The sequence below is a fragment of the Mangrovibacterium diazotrophicum genome (assembly GCF_003610535.1).
GTDB classification, from domain to species: Bacteria; Bacteroidota; Bacteroidia; order Bacteroidales; family Prolixibacteraceae; genus Mangrovibacterium; species Mangrovibacterium diazotrophicum.
On sequence record NZ_RAPN01000001.1, the window covers coordinates 379366 to 396635 of the forward strand.

The following is a 17270-nucleotide window of genomic DNA, read 5'->3' on the forward strand; positions in this document are numbered from 1 at the left end:
AAAGAAGGCAAACAATGGATATCTAAAACGGCTTCTCAAACATTTACACCAAACAGGCAAACACCCAAAACGACGACCATGAAGAAGAAATATGACCCCGATTTTTTAAACGCCATGCAGGGAAACCCCGCTTTCTGGTGGGGCCCCTTTTATGTGAACCCCCGGGATCCCCGTCTTCGGGTTCACAAATTCAACCGATCGAAGGGCTGGACGCTCAACTTTGGAAACCCGCTTGCCTGGTTGATCGTTTCCGGAATAGCTATCGTTGTGGTCATTGGATTGCTATTCTGATCAGCGTCTTTTTCCTTTCTTTTTAAACCTCGAGTTAATACGAATAGTTGAATTCGAAAATTTCGGATAATCATTAGCTCATGCGGATATCATCATGACAGGGTCCTGATTCAAACTACAGCATTATGACTTTCAGAATATCATTTGAGACGCATTCTGTGTGATTTTGATGTTAATTTTTAGCAGCCACCATTAACAAACCGACAGGCTGCGTGTTTATATCGCTATCAATCCTTTCAATGTCGTAACTTATACCATAGTTCAAAATAGCGACTCGAAATTCATTGATAAAACAGATCGTTTTCAAGTCGGAATACCGATCTTAATTTTCAAGACACGTACTTTTTAACAGGCATAGCGATGGACAATACAGGTGAAGAAACGAGACGTCTGCAACGATCGTCTGACAACAGAACCTGGCGGAAGTGGGGGCCTTATATATCCGAACGCCAGTGGGGAACAATTCGTGAAGATTACTCGAAAGATGGCCAGACCTGGGATGCGATTTCCCACGACCAGGCGCGCAGCAATGCGTATCGCTGGGGGGAAGATGCTATTGCCGGATTTTGCGACAGCCAGCAAATTCTCTGCCTGGCCCCGGCGTTCTGGAACGGGCAGGATCCCTTTCTGAAAGAACGTTTGTTCGGACTGACCAACTGGCAGGGAAACCACGGCGAGGATGTGAAAGAAATCTACTATCACCTCGAGTCGTCGCCTACACATTCCTATTGCAAGTACCTGTACAAATACCCGCAGCAACGCTTTCCGTACGAGGATCTTGTGGAGCAAAACAAGGGGAGAGACCGCAACGAGCGTGAGTTCGAAATTACCGATACCGGTATCTTCGATGAAAATCGCTATTTCGACATTTTCATCGAGTATGGCAAAGCCGCCGTCAACGATATTTTGATGAAAATAACGGTGCAGAATTGCGGGCCGGAAGAAGCCTTGATTCATGTGCTCCCACACCTGTGGTTCCGTAATTTTTGGAAACACAACGACGATTTCGAGCGACCTGTCATCAAGTCAATTGGTGCAAGCACGATTCACACCAATAGCCGGCGAAACGGCAGCTATTATTTTTATCACGACGGCGGAGAGCAGTTGTTTTGCGAGAACGAAACCAACAACCAGGTGATCTACAACCTCGAAAACGACTTCGCCTATGTCAAGGATGGCATCAACAATTATGTGGTGGGAGGACTGCCAACGATCAACCCGGAGAAGACCGGAACGAAATTCGCCATTTGGTACTCGAAAACAATTCCGGCGGGCGCTTCGCAGACCTTCTGCGTGCGCTTGAGCAAGCACAAGATGACGGATCCGCTGGCCAATTTCGATGAATTGATGGCTCGTTGTAAAGCCGACAGCGACGAATTTTACGCCAGCTTGCTGACTAAAAATACCAGCGACGAACAAAAGTTCCTCGCTAAAAGTGCCATGGGTGCCTTGCTGTGGACCAAGCAATATTACTATTTCGATGTGTACAAATGGCTGAACGGCGAGAAAGGAAAGACGCCGCCTGTGCGCGATATCGTGCGCAATTACGACTGGCAGCATCTTACCAACCGCAACATTATTTCAATGCCCGATAAGTGGGAATATCCCTGGTATGCGGCCTGGGACCTGGCTTTCCACTGCACCTCGTTTGCTTACATCGATATTGGCTTTGCCAAGCGCCAGTTGCTGCTCATGCTCAAGGAATATTACATGCATCCCAACGGCCAGATTCCTGCCTACGAATGGAATTTCAGCGATGTGAACCCGCCGGTGCACGCCATGGCGGTTTGGCAGGTTTACATCACCGACCGGAAAAAGACCGGGAAAAGCGACTACGTTTTCCTGGAGAAGTCATTCCAAAAACTCCTGCTCAATTTTACCTGGTGGGTGAACCGGAAGGATGCCGACGGAACCGATGTGTTTGAGGGCGGCTTCCTCGGCCTCGATAACATTGGTGTTTTCGACCGCAACAACATGCCTCATGGCATCAAAGACCTGCAACAGGCCGATGCCACCAGCTGGATGGCGATGTTTTCGCTGAACATGCTTCAGATCTCCCTCGAACTGGCGCAATACAACCTGGTGTACGAAGAATCGGCCGCCAAATTCTTCCGTCATTTCCTGAACATTGCCTGGGCCATGAACAACATCGGCTTCAAGGAAATTCCGCTGTGGGACGACGAGGATAACTTTTTCTACGATGTGGTCCGCTTCGAGGACGGCCGCAATGAAAAGCTCCGCGTGCGTTCGTTGGTGGGCATTATCCCGCTGTTTGCGGTAGAGGTGATCCACGAAAGTACCTTTAAGAACTTGCGGCGTTTCAAGCGTCGGGCGGTCGAAATTATCAAGTCGCGGCCCGACCTGGCCTCGCTGATTTCCGACATTGAAGTGGCTAATAGCCGCGGCGAGTATCTGTTTGCCATTATGCGCAACAACCGGCTCGAGAAGATCCTGGAACGCCTGCTCGACGAGGCCGAGTTCCTGTCCGACTACGGCATCCGCTCGCTGTCGAAACACTACGAGCAAAACCCTTATGCGTTCGAGTACGAGGGGGGGCGGCATACCATCGAATATGTGCCGGGCGAAAGCTCGTCGCCCATGTTTGGCGGCAACTCCAACTGGCGCGGGCCCATCTGGTTTCCCCTGAATTACCTCATTGTCATTTCGCTGAAAAAATACTACAAGTTCTACGGGCCAACGGTCACCTATGAGTTTCCGAAAGGCTCGGGCAAGCAGCTCAACCTGAAAGAAATTGCCATGGAGCTCACCCAACGTTTGTTGCGAATCTTCGAAAAGAACGGTGACCCGACCTACCATTATTTTGCCAATCATCCGGTTTATAATGCGGGAAACGGTTCGTTCAACTTCCACCAGTTTTTCGAATATTTCAACGGCGATACCGGCGAGGGGCTGGGGGCTTCGCACCAAACAGGATGGACCTCGCTAATTGCCAACCTGATTATTGAAATGAACGAGGAGGACGAATAAGCGCTCGATATTGTCTCCTTGAATACTGATTATTCCACTGTGCAGCGGTACAATTTTGTAGCGCTGAAAGATGATTCCTTTTGGAACCATAGTAATTCTCTATGGAATAGTGTTACTGCCTTCGAGAATATCGATGATTCCACGTGGCAGAAGGACTATTCCCTTGTGCTGAACGATGATTCCCTTTGGAATGATAGTTATTCTCTATGGAATACACCTGCTGCCCTTTGGAATATCTATGATTCCACGTGGCAGAAGAGCTATTCCTTTGTGCCGAGCGATCATTCTCTGCAGCAAAATCTTGTTTCCTGTTAGCATACCACCGATTTTAAACCCCTTGGAATACTGGCACCCGAGTAATAAACTTATGTTGATAAGTTTCAACCCTAAAAGCTGCTTAACAGAAGTTATATTGGGGAGATTTTGGTAAGTTTAACTTTGCTTTGTTTCGATACATTTTATAGGTTAAAAATGTACCGTTGAAAGCGGTTGCTAAATTGTGGTATGTAAAATGGATATTCATGAATCCGATTGTCAAGCTAAAGCTAAATTCCGATGGTCCCAACGATCTACAAGAACTCACAAATCAAGTTGAGCAAGGGGCTCGATTTATATGTTTTCAGTATTGCATCTCCATACTTTTCGCAGTAACCCTCAGAAGATACTCTCCAGCCATATTGGTGCAACAAGATGATCGTATTGACTCAATTCGCCGTAAATACAATTTGATGTCAGTTTTTTTCGGTTGGTGGGGAATACCCTGGGGCCCCATTTACACGGTTCGTAGTTTACGTTTGAATAGAATTGGTGGTATTGACATAACTGAAGACATTCTTTTAAATATTAACGAATCAAGTTTGGTTAATAAAGAAGTTGAACTAAAAGTGACCAGCCAAATATTTTGCAGTCCCGATAAATGGAATTTGAAAGCTTATAGAAGTTGTTTATCTCCAATATTAAAACAAGAGCATGTGAAATCGGTCGTAGTAGGTGTTTACATCAATACAGCCGAAGGTGAAACACCGATACAAACAATAGGGATTGAAGTTCCTGAGGCGTATTTTGAATCCTGTATCGAAATCGCAGAGAGAAATCTTTCTCGTGAATTCAATAAACACGTTGTTTTTCAATTTTTGAATTTAGAAAAAGAAACTGAATTGAACTCAAAACTTAAACAACAAGGAGTTACCATTAAATGATTACGAATGACATGACGCTTACGCCCCTTCAGGGCTTCGGAAAACCGCGAATGTCCCGGAAACAGGGCGTTGCCCTGCCCTGATGCTTTTGCACCTTTGGTGCGGGGCAGACGTGAATTTGAGTTACAAAATGGAGATAAATAAAAACGAAATAGGCCAACGGCCTTACAGCAATAGCCCGCGGCAACGCCGTGGGAATACGAAACAAGGAAGGTTTCATTGCCCTGAAGGGGCAAGAGCCAATAAAGAACTAAAACGAACCAAACAATGCCGCAATCCCTATCAAGAGTCTACCTTCACCTCACCTTTAGCACGCTAAACCGAGAGGCCTTAATCGATGAAAATATCCAATCGAGGCTATTCGATTACCTGGGAGGAATCTGCAAGGGATTGGAGTGTTATCCGGTTCGAATTGGAGGTGTCGCCGATCACATTCACATTTTGTGCTTGTTATCCCGCAAAATCAGTCAATCCAAATTAGTCGAGGAAATCAAGAAAGAATCTTCGAAATGGATGAAGGCACAAGGAGAGAAGTATCTTCATTTTTATTGGCAACATGGCTATGGGGCATTTTCTGTCAATCCTACGGAAACAGAAATCGTTGTGGAATACATCAACAATCAAAAAGAACATCACCGACATAAAACATTTCAGGAGGAATACCTGGCCTTTCTGAAGAAATACAAGGTCGAATATGACGAACGATATATATGGGATTAACGAATTGCTCACGCCCCTTCAGGGCTTTGGGAATCGCGAATGTCCCGGTAACAGGGCGTTGCCCTGCCCTGATGCTTATGCACCTTTGGTGCGGGGCAGAAACGGACAATAGTGATTAACGCAACACAAAGAAGAGAAACAAAAGCCCAAGGGGCTTATAGCAATAGCGCGCGACAACGCCGTGGGGAAAAGGGAACCTAATAATATTTAACTTTGTCCGTAGAGACAAAAACCAAAAACCAAAACCAATGAAAAAGACAAATTTCGACCAAATGCAACTGGATGTCATGAACAAGGATCTGGCCAACTGGTACGGACCATTTTACGTGAACAGCAAAGATCCGCGTGTGTTTGTGCACAAGTTCAATAACTGGATGGGCTATACCGTCAACTTTGGAAATCCGGCCGCCTGGGTCGTTTTCATCGTTGTAATTGCAGCATTCGTGTTAGTCAGTCTTTAGCTACCTGCGCCGCTTAATCAGCCGGTACGAAAGGATAGCGATAACCAGGGCGAGGCATCCCTGTATGAGCATGGTTGCCGGGCTGCCAATTTGGTGCGACACGGTACCCACCAGCAAACCACCAAGGGGCAGCATACCAAACATGGCCATAGCAAACAGGCTGATCATTCGGCCGCGCACTTCGGGCGCCGACTGCGTTTGAATGACGGTCAGGCAAATAGTCGATTGGGTGAGTGCGCTGAATCCAGCCACTACGGCGATAGCAAAAGCCACATACAGGTTGTTCAGGTGCGAGAAAGCAATGAGGCTAATCCCTAGCAAAAGCATATTGAACTGCAGAATGCGCAGGTACTTTTCGGTTCCCCGCAGTGACGCCAGCGTAAATGCGCCAATCAACGCACCGATACCAATGCAGCTGGCGATAGTTCCATAAGTCTGAGCATCACCATTGAAAACTTCCTTGGCAAAATCGGGCAGCAAGGTATCGTAGGGGAGAATCAGGAAACTGACAACAGCCATATACAGCATCACCGTGCCCAAACGCCGATCGTTCTTCAGGTAACGAAAACTTTCAATGAGTTCCTGGAAGTTGCTGCGTTCCTTAGGTTTTATTTCCTGCGGCTTCACCCGCAAAAACAAAAGCGAAACAATGACGGCCAGGTAGCTTGCTGTGTTGATCGAGAAACAAACACCCGCGCCAAATTTGCTCAAAATTAAGCCGGAAAGTGCAGGCCCCAGCAAACGTGCCAGGTTCACAATCGACGAGTTCAGCGCTACGGCATTGGGCACATCTGCCGGATTATCCACCAACTGGTGTACCAGCGACTGCCGAGCCGGAATATCGAAGGCATTGATGGTCCCCAAAATGGTCACCAAGGTGAGGATTTGCCAAACCTGTGCATGTCCTGCAAATACAATCGCGGTCAATATCGCAGCCTGAATGAGGGATAAAATCTGGGTGGTCAAAACAATCTTCAGTCGGCTATGCCGATCAGAAATCACCCCGCCGTACAGCGAAAACAGGAACGATGGAAACTGGGCTGCAAAGACCGTCAGCCCCAGCATAAAGGTCGAGTTGGTCATCTCGTAAACCACCCAATAGACAGCCGTGCGCTCCATCCACGTACCAATACGCGAAATGCCGTGACCGGCAATAAAAATCCGGTAGTTCCGGTGCTGAAGTGCTCTGAAAATGTTGCGAATTCCTGCTACCATTGGGTTAAACTCATTCCTTTATTCTTTCGAATGGGCTCGATTCGTTGTGGTTTTGTGGTGGTTTGCGCTTTGTGAAACAGTCATCACCAGCCGGAGTTGCCCGTGATTGATTGTGTTCAGGGACGCAAATTTACAGTAAAATCGGCCAAAACTTCCTACTTTTGCGCAAAATCTGATTTTATGCTGATTATTGATTCTCCATCCAACAACGCCTATTTCAATATTGCTTCCGAAGAATATTTGCTGAAGCAGTATCCCAACGAGGAAATCTTCCTGCTGTATGTGAATGCGCCGTCGATTATCGTCGGGCGGTTTCAGAATACCCTGGCAGAGATTAACCTCGACTATGTGACCCAGAACCAGATCAAGGTGGTTCGGCGCATGTCGGGCGGGGGAGCGGTATACCACGATTTGGGAAACCTGAACTTCTCGTTTCACACGCCGCTGGCTGGTGACGACGATTTCTCGGACTTCTCGAAGTTTACCCAGCCGGTTGTCGATTTACTGAACGGGCTGGATGTTCCGGCACGACTGGAAGGGCGAAATGATTTGCTGGTGGATGGCAAGAAATTCAGCGGCAACGCTAAGCTGGCCCGTAACGGAAAAATGATTCAGCACGGAACCATTTTGCTGGATTCGGAGATGAGTGTGTTGAGCGAAGCGCTGAAAATTAACCCGTTGAAGTTTCGTGATAAAGCGGTAAAATCAGCTCGCGCCCGAGTGACCAACCTGATCGATTATTTCCCGGGCGGGATGACTGTTGAGGAATTCAAACAGCTGTTGATCAATCAGATATTGCAGGAGAACGAAACAAATACCATCATCCACCAGCTCAACCCGGTAGAGGTCGCTAAAATTGAAGCACTGGCTGCCGAAAAGTACAGCACCTGGGACTGGAACTTCGGTGGTTCACCAGCTTACAACTTCAACAAAGCCATTAAGGTACCGGCAGGGTTCATTGAATTGCACCTGGATGTGAAGAAAGGAGTCATTCAGCAAACGAAGATCTTTGGTGATTTCTTTGCATCAAGAGCTATTGAAGAACTCGAAGAAAAGCTGAACGGACAACTACACGAAACCGAGCATATCCGGCAAGTGCTTTCGTCGGTGAAGCTCACCGATTATTTCGGGAATGTGACCGTTGACGAAATTCTGGAGCTGTTTAAATAGTCTCGATACTAAAATAGCTGTGCGTTTTGGTAAATCTTTGAATTTACCAAATCTAAAATCTACCGGATAACGGGCTGATTGGTTGCCAAATTGTTCGTAAATTGAAAGGACAAACAAACCACTCCGTCCATGAAAGCAATTGCCACACACCTGGTCCACGGGCTTGTCCTTTCTATTCTCGCCTTGAATCTTGCACTGGCTCAGGAAAGTGAGCCCGTCAAAAACTGGAAGCTGAATTACGGAAGCAAAGGCTTCGAAATCAAATCCACCGATGGGAATTACAAACTCCAGTTTCAGAGTCGTTTCCAGTTTCGCTTTGCCTATCCGTACGACAGTGACCCGGTTGCCATTGAAGACTTTAATGCAGACAGCAATCCGGTGTTTAAACTCAACCGCGCCCGCCTGAAAGTTGGCGGTAATGCCTACAAACCCTGGCTAAAGTTTTACTGGGAATACGACCTGGGAAAATCGTACCTGCTGGATTACCGTGTTATGGTGGAACCATGGGAAGGACTGAAGCTGAAAGTGGGGCAGTGGAAAGTCGAATACTCGCGCGAACGACACATTAGCAGTGGCGATCAGCAATTGATGGATCGGTCGATCATCAACCAGGCATTTACGGTAGACCGTCAGCAGGGAGTCGAAATTTACGGGAGGCTTCGGGATCACGGAGCCGTCGATTTTAACTACTGGCTGGCTGCCTTGACCGGAACCGGACGAGGCAATACGGCCAATGACGATCGGCACCTGATGTACTTTGGACGAGTGCAATGGAATTTATTGGGTGAAGACATTGGTTTTGAAAGCAGCGATCTGGATTTTCGGCAGAAACCTGCAGCAATTATTGCTGTCGCAGGCGTCACCAACCGAAGTCCCTACACCCGCTTTTCATCTTCCGGAGGAGGATCACTGGAAGGCTTTGATGAAGAAGAAAACGGGCAATACCGAGTCAAACAAGTTAATTTTGAAACCGCTTTCGCCTACAACGGTTTTGCCTGGCAGTCGGAATACCATTTGAAAGATATCACCGATAAGCGTAACAACGACGCTTCAACATCTTTGCGGGGATTCTATGTACAGGCCGGTTATTTGGCCGCTGCTGCTTTGGATTGGTGGCCCGAGCCCCTGGAAATTGCAGCGCGCTATGCCCGCTACACCCCCGACACAGATCTGGATCATACATTTGAAAGTGAAAAATCATTGGCCTTTAATTGGTTTTTCCGCGAGCACAAGAACAAACTGACGATGGAATTCAGCCAGTTTCGCTACGAATTAGCCAATAACGCAAGTGGGGACGAGTTTCGATTCCGCCTCCAGTGGGATATTTCATTTTAAAAGAAAAGGAGAAGATGCTCTCGCAACCTTCCCCTGACGCTATTTAATTATTGGATGGTGGACAGACCGTTTTTTCCGGGACGACTTCCCATGTGTTCAGATCGAGGTAGCCTGAACCAATGTAGTGGCTTCCCCAGTTTCCCCGAACATTCCAGCTAAAACTGTAGTGCATCATAGCACCTTCTTCGTAGCGGATTTTGTCCGACTCATTAATAACAAATGTTTCTCCCGTAGCTTCGCTGGTCAACTCGCCGCTGAAACGAACCAATACCATCTGAGTCTGGCCGTTCATCACATGCCAGCGATAATGAGCCATCAGCGATCCATTAAGAACATCAACGGTTTCACCATCGCACATCAGCGGAATAAAATAACCTTCGCCGGTTTTCCATTGGTAGGTCTTGGTGTAAGCCGATTTTTCCTGCGCTTGTGTTGATGAATCGTTCACAAAATCATCAGCTTCGTTACAAGCCACTGCCACTAAAAACAGACTGAGAATAAGTAAAGTGATTTTCTTCATGATTTTGGTTTTTGGATTTAACCCTTCAAAATCGTGAAAATGCGTGTTCCGTTCAATCCGTAGAATTCCTGATTTTACGGGCAGTGTAGCAAAATTAGAGTACCTTTTTCTAAGGTTCAATCAAGCGTGTTAATACTCACTTGTGATAACTTGTTGATTTCTTTTCGTGAAATATGTTCGTCAGGCAAGCGGATATTAAGTATATTTAAGAAATTCCATTAAGAATTTGTAGCAAAATGATATCATACTTGATCTTTCGGATTACGGTAAGGGTGAAATGAACCTTCGGAATTCGAAGAGCCGGCTTGAAATTTTGAATGAATCTTAAAAAATAAAACATGAATACTGAAATTGATTTACACAAGTGGGGCGAAATTTCATTGAAGTTAAGACAGGTTTATCCACAACTAACAACAGCAGATTTGGCTTGGCGACACGGAACGAAAATCGAATTTTACAGAATGATTGCCGGAGAATTGGGAATGAGCCGGAGAGAGTTTGAATCCATGATCGAACAGCTGTAGCCGTAAATCGTAAAATATTCTCGTTTTCACGAAACACGCACATGCAACCATCATGTGTGATTTGTTTTTGTACGCCTCAATGAAAAAGCAAAATCTGACAAACGAGGATTAAATCCGTTTAAGTTGAAGCTTTTTGTAGGCTTCAGGTGTATCTATGTCGGCCAATTGTTCACCGGCATCTATACTGACGACCTGATTTGCATATTTCTCGATGATTGTTTTAGCACCCTGTTTTCCATCCAGCTGGCTTAATTCGTCGAAGTATACCGAATCAAAAAGGGCAGGGACTCCCAGCCATCCGGCTGAAGGTCGAGAGGCGACAATCTGCTTTTTTCCGGGGCGAAATGTATGAATTAGCTTGAAGTAATGCTCCGTATTTACCAATGGCTGATCGATTAATGCGAAGAGCACACCAACAGCATTCGGGAAGAGATTTAACTGCTTTACACCAGCAGCAACCGATGTGCCCATCCCGGCTTCCCAGTTTTCATTGATAACAAGAGTGACGGACTCATTTGCGATGATGGGTTTGATTTCATCCGCACGAGAACCAAGAACGACAATCAAAGGATCGGCAACCGCATTTAACATTGCAATCTGATGCTGAATCAAGCTTGTGTTGCCCCAGGGAAGCAACTGCTTGGCTTGTCCCATGCGCGACGAACAACCTGCCGCCAACAATATCACCGGAATTTTATCCATGAATAGAGCCGATTTTATCGCGCAAGGGAACGGGTTCCTGCCGACGTGTTACACTCAATATTTCAGCTAAAATTGAAACGGCTATTTCCGATGCACTTTCAGCCCCAATACTGATGCCAGCCGGGCCATGAATCTGCTCCAGAAAATCAACCGGGACATCCGGCTGATAGTCAAGCACCATCGAGAGGACCCGTTCGCGCCGGCTAACGGAGCCCAGTAGTCCGATATAAGCAGGGCGGAAATCATTTAGCGCCATTAAATACCGAACATCTTTATTGAAACTGTGCGTCATCAGCACGACTGCGGTTTGCCTGTCGATTGCCAGCGAGCTGATTTCGTCGTAAGCCGGGGTAATTAATTCGTTGGCTCCCGGGAAGTAGTCGCAGGACTTCGATTCGTCTGCACTAGCTACAATAATTACGTCCCAGCCCAGTAGCTTGGCTGCCTGACTCAATTGCGCAGCATCGTGCTCAGCACCGAAAATGTAGAGCTTAAACAGCGGCTCAAATGCTTGGTGAAAGATTTCTTTATTGTCTGAGCCGTTCATCTCATAACCAGGCCGAAACGGATAGTTCTTTCCATTTATGTTGATCGCTGATCCCAAGTCATCGTATTCCCCAACTTCCTGCCGAAAGCTCGTTGTCATACTGAAGGGCTGACGGCCGATCAATTGCTGCTCAAAATTCGCGATTAGTTCATCGGATAAAACAACAGGTTCAATCAGTAGATGGATGATTCCTTCGCAGCCAATTCGAAGACGACCATCGTAAGTAATCACTTTGGCTTTCCAGCTTTGAAAGACACTCTGCGCCTGCCGCCGGATTTCATTTTCTACACAACCACCGCTAACTGCTCCGACCATTTCACCATCCTCACCAATGATCATTCGCACGCCGGGGCGTCGATAGGAAGTTCCGTTCAGTGCGACTACCGAAACAAAAACAGCTTTCTTACCCTCGGTTTGCCACCTTTGGAGTGTTTGAAATAACAGCCTGATCTCATGTGTCATGCTTGCTTCTTTTGACGTTAGACTTCAAATGTGTTTTTGATGAATGGCTGATGATAATAGCGGGTGCCCGTGGCTTTGTACAAAGCATTTGCGAGTGCTGCCATTACCGGCGGATAGGGCGGTTCTCCCAACCCCGTCGGATGGATGGTATTTTCGATAAAATGAACATCGATCTTTTTAGGAGCCTCGGCATGGCGAATGAGCCGGTATCCGTCGAAATTACTTTGGTTGGGTTCGCCATTGTTGAAGGTAATTTCACCAAACATCGCCGTGCCGATACCATCAACGACCGATCCTTCAGTCATGTTGACGGCAGCATCGGGGTTAACTACAATCCCGCAATCAATTGCATTGTAAACGTGATCTACTTTGGGTTCGCCATCGACCATGCTAATATCAAGCACTTGGGCCACGTAACTTCGATGGCAGAAATAAGCCGCCACACCACGGTTTTTGCCTGCAGAATCGGTATCCCATCCCGATTTATCGCGCACCAACTCGAGCACTCCGGCATAGCGTGCGGCGTCATAATCGTTCCGTTCACCCACCGGGTTTTCCTGAGCTCGTTTCAAGAGGTCGAGGCGAAACTGAATTGGATCGACACCCATTTCTTCGGCCAGCTCATCCAGGAACGATTGCTCGGCTGCGGCATTAAAATTGGAGCCGGGTGCCCGCATGGCCCCAACACTAATATTGGAATCAATCGACCAACTCTCGGCCAGGTAATTATCTACCGCTCCGGCAGGGAAACGATTGGCGTGCAAGGCATCTTCGGGGATTCCGCCCATTTTAACATGAAACGCGGCGAGTTTTTTATCGGCGTCCAGTGCAGCACGATAAACGGCGTGGTACATCGGTCGATAGATGCCGGCAGTCATTTCGTCTTCGCGGGTGTACACCAGTTTCACCGGTGCTTTCATTTTTTGAGAAATCAAGGCGACTTCTACCATAAAATGACCATACAAACGACGGCCAAAACCACCACCCATGCGGGTCATTTGTACTTCAACCTTGTCCAGAGGAAGTCCCAGCCGGGCGGCAATCGTCTTCTCCATATATTCAGGCGACTGGATCGGGCCAACCAAAACAGCGCTATCTTCTTTCACGTCGGCAAAGAAGTTCATCGGTTCCATCGGGCTGTGCGCCAGGAACGGAGCCGTGTAGATGCGTTCGAGTACCTTTGCCGCTTTCTTAAAGGCTTCTTCCGGCTCTCCATCTTTACGAACAACGCGACCCGGTTTAGCTGCTTCGGAAGCCATTTTTTTACGGTGATCTGCTGTGCTCTCGAGCTCACTTGTCGGTTCCCATTCAATAGTCAACATCTGCTTGGCCGTCCAAACTTCCCATGTTGAGTCGCCAACAATTGCTACTAAATCTGGAAATGAAGTGGTATCCGACCACTGCTGTTCATAGTCGTCGTTATAAAGTTTTATAGCAAAAACATCTTTAATCCCGGGCATTGCTTTTGCATCCGAAGCATCAAACGATTTCAGCGTCATACCGAATGCAGGAGGATGTACAATCATGGCCGTTAGCATCCCGTCAACGCGGTAATCGAGTCCAAATAAGGGCTTTCCGGTTACAATTCCGAGCCCGTCGACATTCTTTTGAGAATTACCGACGATGCGGAAATCTTTTAAATCTTTCAACTCAACCTCTTCCGGAACGGGGATCGATACAGCAGCCGAAGCAAATTCACCATAGCCCGCCTTCTTGCCACTGTTTTTGTGATGAATAGTTCCAATCTCGGTCGTCACTTCTTCAACCGGAACATCCCAGGCATTGGCTGCTGCTTTCTTCAACATATAACAAGCCGAAGCCCCCGCCATCCGGAGCGATGACCATGAAGTTCGAATGGAATCACTTCCGCCGGCCAACTGGCGGGTGTATTTTTTTGTATTCAGCGGCGCCTGTTCAACCAGCACATTTTTCCAGTCCACATCCAACTCCTCGGCCACAATCATGGGCATCGAGGTTTTTACATTTTGGCCAATTTCAGGATTAGGCGACAGGATGGTGACAACACCATTTTCGCCTATCTTCAGATAGGCATTGATTTCGAACCATTCATCCGGAATTACCAATCCTTTGGGTGCATCGGCCGTGCAGGCTGAAGCCATCCAATTGAAACCAATCAGAAGTCCGCCACCGGCAGCCAGCGAGCTTTTCAGAAAAGAACGCCGGTTGTATTTCGTTTTTACAAGTGTCATGTTTCGTGATATTAGATTAATCAGAGCCTTTGAAATCAGGATTTCGAAGCTGTTTTGATAGCAGCTTTAATCCGGGTGTAGGTTCCGCAGCGGCAAATGTTCCCGTGCATGGCATTTTCAATTTCCTCATCGGTCGGATGCGGATTCTCGTTCAGCAAAGCAGTTGCCTGCATAATCTGGCCAGGCTGACAGTAGCCACATTGCGCCACATCGTGCTCCAGCCAGGCCTTTTGAACCGGGTGGTCTCCATTCTCGGAAAGACCTTCGATGGTGGTGATTTCATGATCGCCGACGGAGTCGACGAAAGTAATGCACGAACGCACCGCTTTTCCGTCGAGGTGAATGGTGCAGGCGCCACATTGAGCCATGCCGCAGCCAAATTTGGTTCCCAGTAAGTGCAAATGATCACGAAGAACCCAAAGCATCGGAGTGGAGGGATCAACATCCACCTGGTACTTCTTTTTGTTGATTGTTAAATTGTAAACTGCCATATTGATTTGGTATTGATTTTCAGGATTTAAGTCAACCGGAATCAGTTTCCATTAAATTTACAAAAAACAGGAAACATGCTTTGCGTTTTGGTTGGCTATTGTCGTAAAAATTCCGAAGTTCAATGTTTAAAATTCGACTGCCGATTTCAAATTCAATCTTTATCGCTAAAGAATGATGATAAGATCTTTCAACAATAAATTCTACTGGATACGTGGCTTTGGTCTATTCCTATTGTTTCTTTGGTCATCGGGTGTACGGGCGCAGAACACTTTTTCGGCCTTTGTAGACAGTGCGATGACAAATAATCCGGAAGCCATTTCCATAAAAACCCAGTCGAGACAATATGATCTCGAAAATCAGATGATTTCGGCGGTATTGCAGTCGCCGAAAATGTACTTGACCAGCGATGTTTTGTTTGCTCCTTATTTTAACAACAACGGTAAACTGGTAGACATAGCACCTTCCGACCAGGCTATTGGCTACGATGTTGGGATTACTAATGGTGGCTTGTATTCAGCGTTGTTTAATATTGACATTCCTGTTTTGAAAGGTGCGGAAGTCAACCACCGTCAGCTACAGAATGAGTTTGCGAAGAAGAAGCTGACCATTCGGCTTGAAACAATTAGGGCGGAACTGCAGCAATCTGTAGGTACACTTTACTTTGACGCTCTTAGCAAACAAGCTGCGGTCGCAAATAACCAAAAGAACACAGCGCTTTTAAACGAAGAGATTCAGCTTGTCAAATTATTGACCCGCAAAGGAATGTACCGGATTTCGGATTATAAGTTACTGGAGCTAGAGCTGCAGTCTGATTCTGTTCTGCTGAAAAGCTCGGTTAATGATCTGGAACTGGCAGTTCGACAACTGAAAGCTGCCTGTGGCATTCAGAATACGGAAGCCGGGTTTTTGACAAACCCGACGATGGAAATGATTGTTCCGGTAACCGGGAACTCGATATTCACCCAAAGCTACGAGCAAGACAGCCTGGCAGCAGCCAATCAAACGGATATTTTCAACGACCAGTATCGACCGCAAATCAACCTGTTTGCCAATTCCGGTTTGAATTCAACCTCTATCCCGTCTATTGAGCGCCATGTGGGACTGAGTGCCGGTGTGCATTTGTCGTACACGCTTTTTGACGGGCATCAGAAAAAGATCAATGAGCAGCAGCAGATGCTGGCTATTGACGAAGCTGCGACCCAAAAGGAATTGAAACAAAAAGAAGTTCGAAGCCAGGCAAATGCCTACTTACAGACCATCGAAAAAACGAAGGATGAGTTGGATCAGCAAAAACAAATACAACAGCAATACGACGCCTTACTGAATTTATACCGTGATGAACTGCAGCGTGCCCAAATCAGTGTGATTGATTTTGTGGCCTACCTGAAAAAATACAGCGATGTGAATCAGGCCGTCGTTCAAAAAGAAATTACGCTAAAGAAATTGATCAATGAATACAATTACTGGAACCACTAACGCCTTTTGGCGTGCGTCGTACGGATTGGTACTACTCGTGATCGCGATGACAGCATGTACATCAGCGACTTCGGAGCAGAAGGCGGAGACAGAGATCAAAAGTGATGTGAAAGTTACCCAACCTGTGATTGCTACGATTGAGCAAACTTCAACTTTTAAAGGGACCACCCGCTATTTGCAAACCAATACTTTTCGGGCTCAGGTCAGTGGTATTCTCAAAAGTGTCGGGTGCCAGGTCGCCGGAACTGTTTCAGATGGGCAACCGTTGTTTATCGTTCAGCCCATGGAAGCAGCTGCGCTTCAGAAATCAGGCTTTAACGACGAAGATTTCAATGCGTTTCAGGACACTACCTTTTCAAATCTGAATGGAACCGTGTCGAGCCTGAATGTGCAGGTCGGTGATTTTGTGCAAGCCGGCGATGTGCTGGCTACCTGCATTCGGACAAACTCCATGCGTATTGTCATTGATGTTCCTGCAGAGCAATTGGGAAAAGTTCGAACAGGCACGAACTGCACGATTCTTTTGCCGGATGGGGAGACGGCGGCAGGTAAGGTGATTGGACAGTGGCCCTCGGCTACCGTGCAAAACCAAACTCAACCTTTTATTATCAAACCGACGAATGCGTTCAGCCTGGCTGAAAATATTAGTCTTTCGGTTCAATTTGAAACAGGCAAATTACCGGATGCTTTGTGGATTCCGAAAAGTGCTTTGCAAGGCAACGAGCTGCAAACGGAGTTTTGGGTAATGAAGCTGGTTAACGATACCACTTGCATAAAGATTCCGGTAACGAAGGGGCAGGAGACCGATAGTCTTGTTCAGCTTCTGGATTCTCCAATAACTAATGCGGATCGGTTGGTATCCGAAGGAGGATACGGTCTGCCGGACACCGCTATCGTGCGAATCATCAAGAATTAGAATGAGAACCTCCGGGAACGCTGTTCAAACCTCATTTTTTAG

General features: G+C 46.9%; 16 protein-coding genes. 10 read left to right on the forward strand and 6 right to left on the reverse strand.

The window, feature by feature from the left end; genetic code table 11:
• Window positions 1-78 precede the first annotated feature (78 nt).
• The 5 genes from BC643_RS01645 (at window position 79) to BC643_RS01665 (ending at window position 5659) form a co-directional block, all read left to right on the forward strand.
• Entirely contained in the window at window positions 79-291 is a 213-nt protein-coding gene (locus tag BC643_RS01645) for a hypothetical protein (protein ID WP_120271434.1), read from the forward strand.
• A 360-nt stretch (window positions 292-651) separates the two neighbouring features.
• Complete coding sequence (locus BC643_RS01650; protein ID WP_120271435.1) at window positions 652-3279, forward strand: MGH1-like glycoside hydrolase domain-containing protein; 2628 nt, start codon at window positions 652-654, stop codon at window positions 3277-3279.
• Window positions 3280-3800: 521 nt separating this feature from the next.
• On the forward strand, window positions 3801-4478 hold the full coding sequence (locus tag BC643_RS01655; RefSeq protein WP_147377103.1) for a hypothetical protein: 678 nt from the start codon (window positions 3801-3803) through the stop codon (window positions 4476-4478).
• A gap of 267 nt (window positions 4479-4745) precedes the next feature.
• Complete coding sequence (tnpA, locus tag BC643_RS01660) at window positions 4746-5198, forward strand: IS200/IS605 family transposase (protein WP_120271437.1); 453 nt, start codon at window positions 4746-4748, stop codon at window positions 5196-5198.
• A gap of 248 nt (window positions 5199-5446) precedes the next feature.
• Window positions 5447-5659: a DUF5808 domain-containing protein gene (locus BC643_RS01665; RefSeq protein ID WP_120271438.1), complete on the forward strand. Its 213-nt coding sequence runs from the start codon at window positions 5447-5449 to the stop codon at window positions 5657-5659.
• Here BC643_RS01665 and BC643_RS01670 read toward each other — a convergent pair whose 3' ends face one another.
• The gene (locus BC643_RS01670) at window positions 5660-6874 is read right to left on the reverse strand and encodes an MFS transporter (RefSeq protein WP_120271439.1); all 1215 of its coding nucleotides are present in this window, start codon (window positions 6872-6874) and stop codon (window positions 5660-5662) included.
• 180 nt (window positions 6875-7054) lie between these two features.
• Here BC643_RS01670 and BC643_RS01675 point away from each other — a divergent pair, with 180 nt between their 5' ends.
• Both BC643_RS01675 and BC643_RS01680 read left to right on the forward strand, forming a co-directional pair.
• Window positions 7055-8044 carry a lipoate--protein ligase gene (locus tag BC643_RS01675; RefSeq protein ID WP_120274097.1) on the forward strand — a complete coding sequence of 330 codons (990 nt, stop codon included), beginning with the start codon at window positions 7055-7057 and terminating at the stop codon, window positions 8042-8044.
• A gap of 129 nt (window positions 8045-8173) precedes the next feature.
• The gene (locus BC643_RS01680; RefSeq protein WP_120271440.1) at window positions 8174-9379 is read left to right on the forward strand and encodes a porin; all 1206 of its coding nucleotides are present in this window, start codon (window positions 8174-8176) and stop codon (window positions 9377-9379) included.
• A gap of 43 nt (window positions 9380-9422) precedes the next feature.
• Here the strand turns inward: BC643_RS01680 and BC643_RS01685 are convergent, their stop codons facing one another.
• Window positions 9423-9899 (reverse strand): hypothetical protein, encoded by a 477-nt coding sequence (locus BC643_RS01685; RefSeq protein ID WP_120271441.1) that lies wholly within the window; start codon window positions 9897-9899, stop codon window positions 9423-9425.
• A gap of 338 nt (window positions 9900-10237) precedes the next feature.
• Between BC643_RS01685 and BC643_RS01690 the strand changes: the two genes are divergently transcribed.
• On the forward strand, window positions 10238-10423 hold the full coding sequence (locus tag BC643_RS01690) for a hypothetical protein (protein ID WP_120271442.1): 186 nt from the start codon (window positions 10238-10240) through the stop codon (window positions 10421-10423).
• Window positions 10424-10531: 108 nt separating this feature from the next.
• Here BC643_RS01690 and BC643_RS01695 read toward each other — a convergent pair whose 3' ends face one another.
• From BC643_RS01695 to BC643_RS01710, 4 genes are read right to left on the reverse strand one after another with little or no spacing between them, the layout of a single operon-like run.
• Window positions 10532-11125 (reverse strand): nucleotidyltransferase family protein, encoded by a 594-nt coding sequence (locus tag BC643_RS01695; RefSeq protein ID WP_120271443.1) that lies wholly within the window; start codon window positions 11123-11125, stop codon window positions 10532-10534.
• On the reverse strand, window positions 11118-12134 hold the full coding sequence (locus BC643_RS01700) for an XdhC family protein (RefSeq protein WP_120271444.1): 1017 nt from the start codon (window positions 12132-12134) through the stop codon (window positions 11118-11120). The genes BC643_RS01695 and BC643_RS01700 overlap by 8 nt, the downstream gene beginning before the upstream one ends.
• Before the next feature lie 17 nt (window positions 12135-12151).
• The gene (locus tag BC643_RS01705) at window positions 12152-14344 is read right to left on the reverse strand and encodes a xanthine dehydrogenase family protein molybdopterin-binding subunit (protein WP_120271445.1); all 2193 of its coding nucleotides are present in this window, start codon (window positions 14342-14344) and stop codon (window positions 12152-12154) included.
• Window positions 14345-14379: 35 nt separating this feature from the next.
• Window positions 14380-14835, reverse strand: coding sequence for a (2Fe-2S)-binding protein (locus BC643_RS01710; protein WP_120271446.1), 456 nt, complete (start codon window positions 14833-14835; stop codon window positions 14380-14382).
• 172 nt (window positions 14836-15007) lie between these two features.
• On the opposite strand from BC643_RS01710, the gene BC643_RS01715 reads away from it, so the two are divergent.
• Window positions 15008-16312, forward strand: a complete 1305-nt coding sequence (locus tag BC643_RS01715) for a TolC family protein (RefSeq protein WP_120271447.1) — start codon at window positions 15008-15010, stop codon at window positions 16310-16312.
• Window positions 16287-17228, forward strand: coding sequence for an efflux RND transporter periplasmic adaptor subunit (locus tag BC643_RS01720; protein ID WP_120271448.1), 942 nt, complete (start codon window positions 16287-16289; stop codon window positions 17226-17228). The genes BC643_RS01715 and BC643_RS01720 overlap by 26 nt, the downstream gene beginning before the upstream one ends.
• Window positions 17229-17270: the final 42 nt, after the last annotated feature.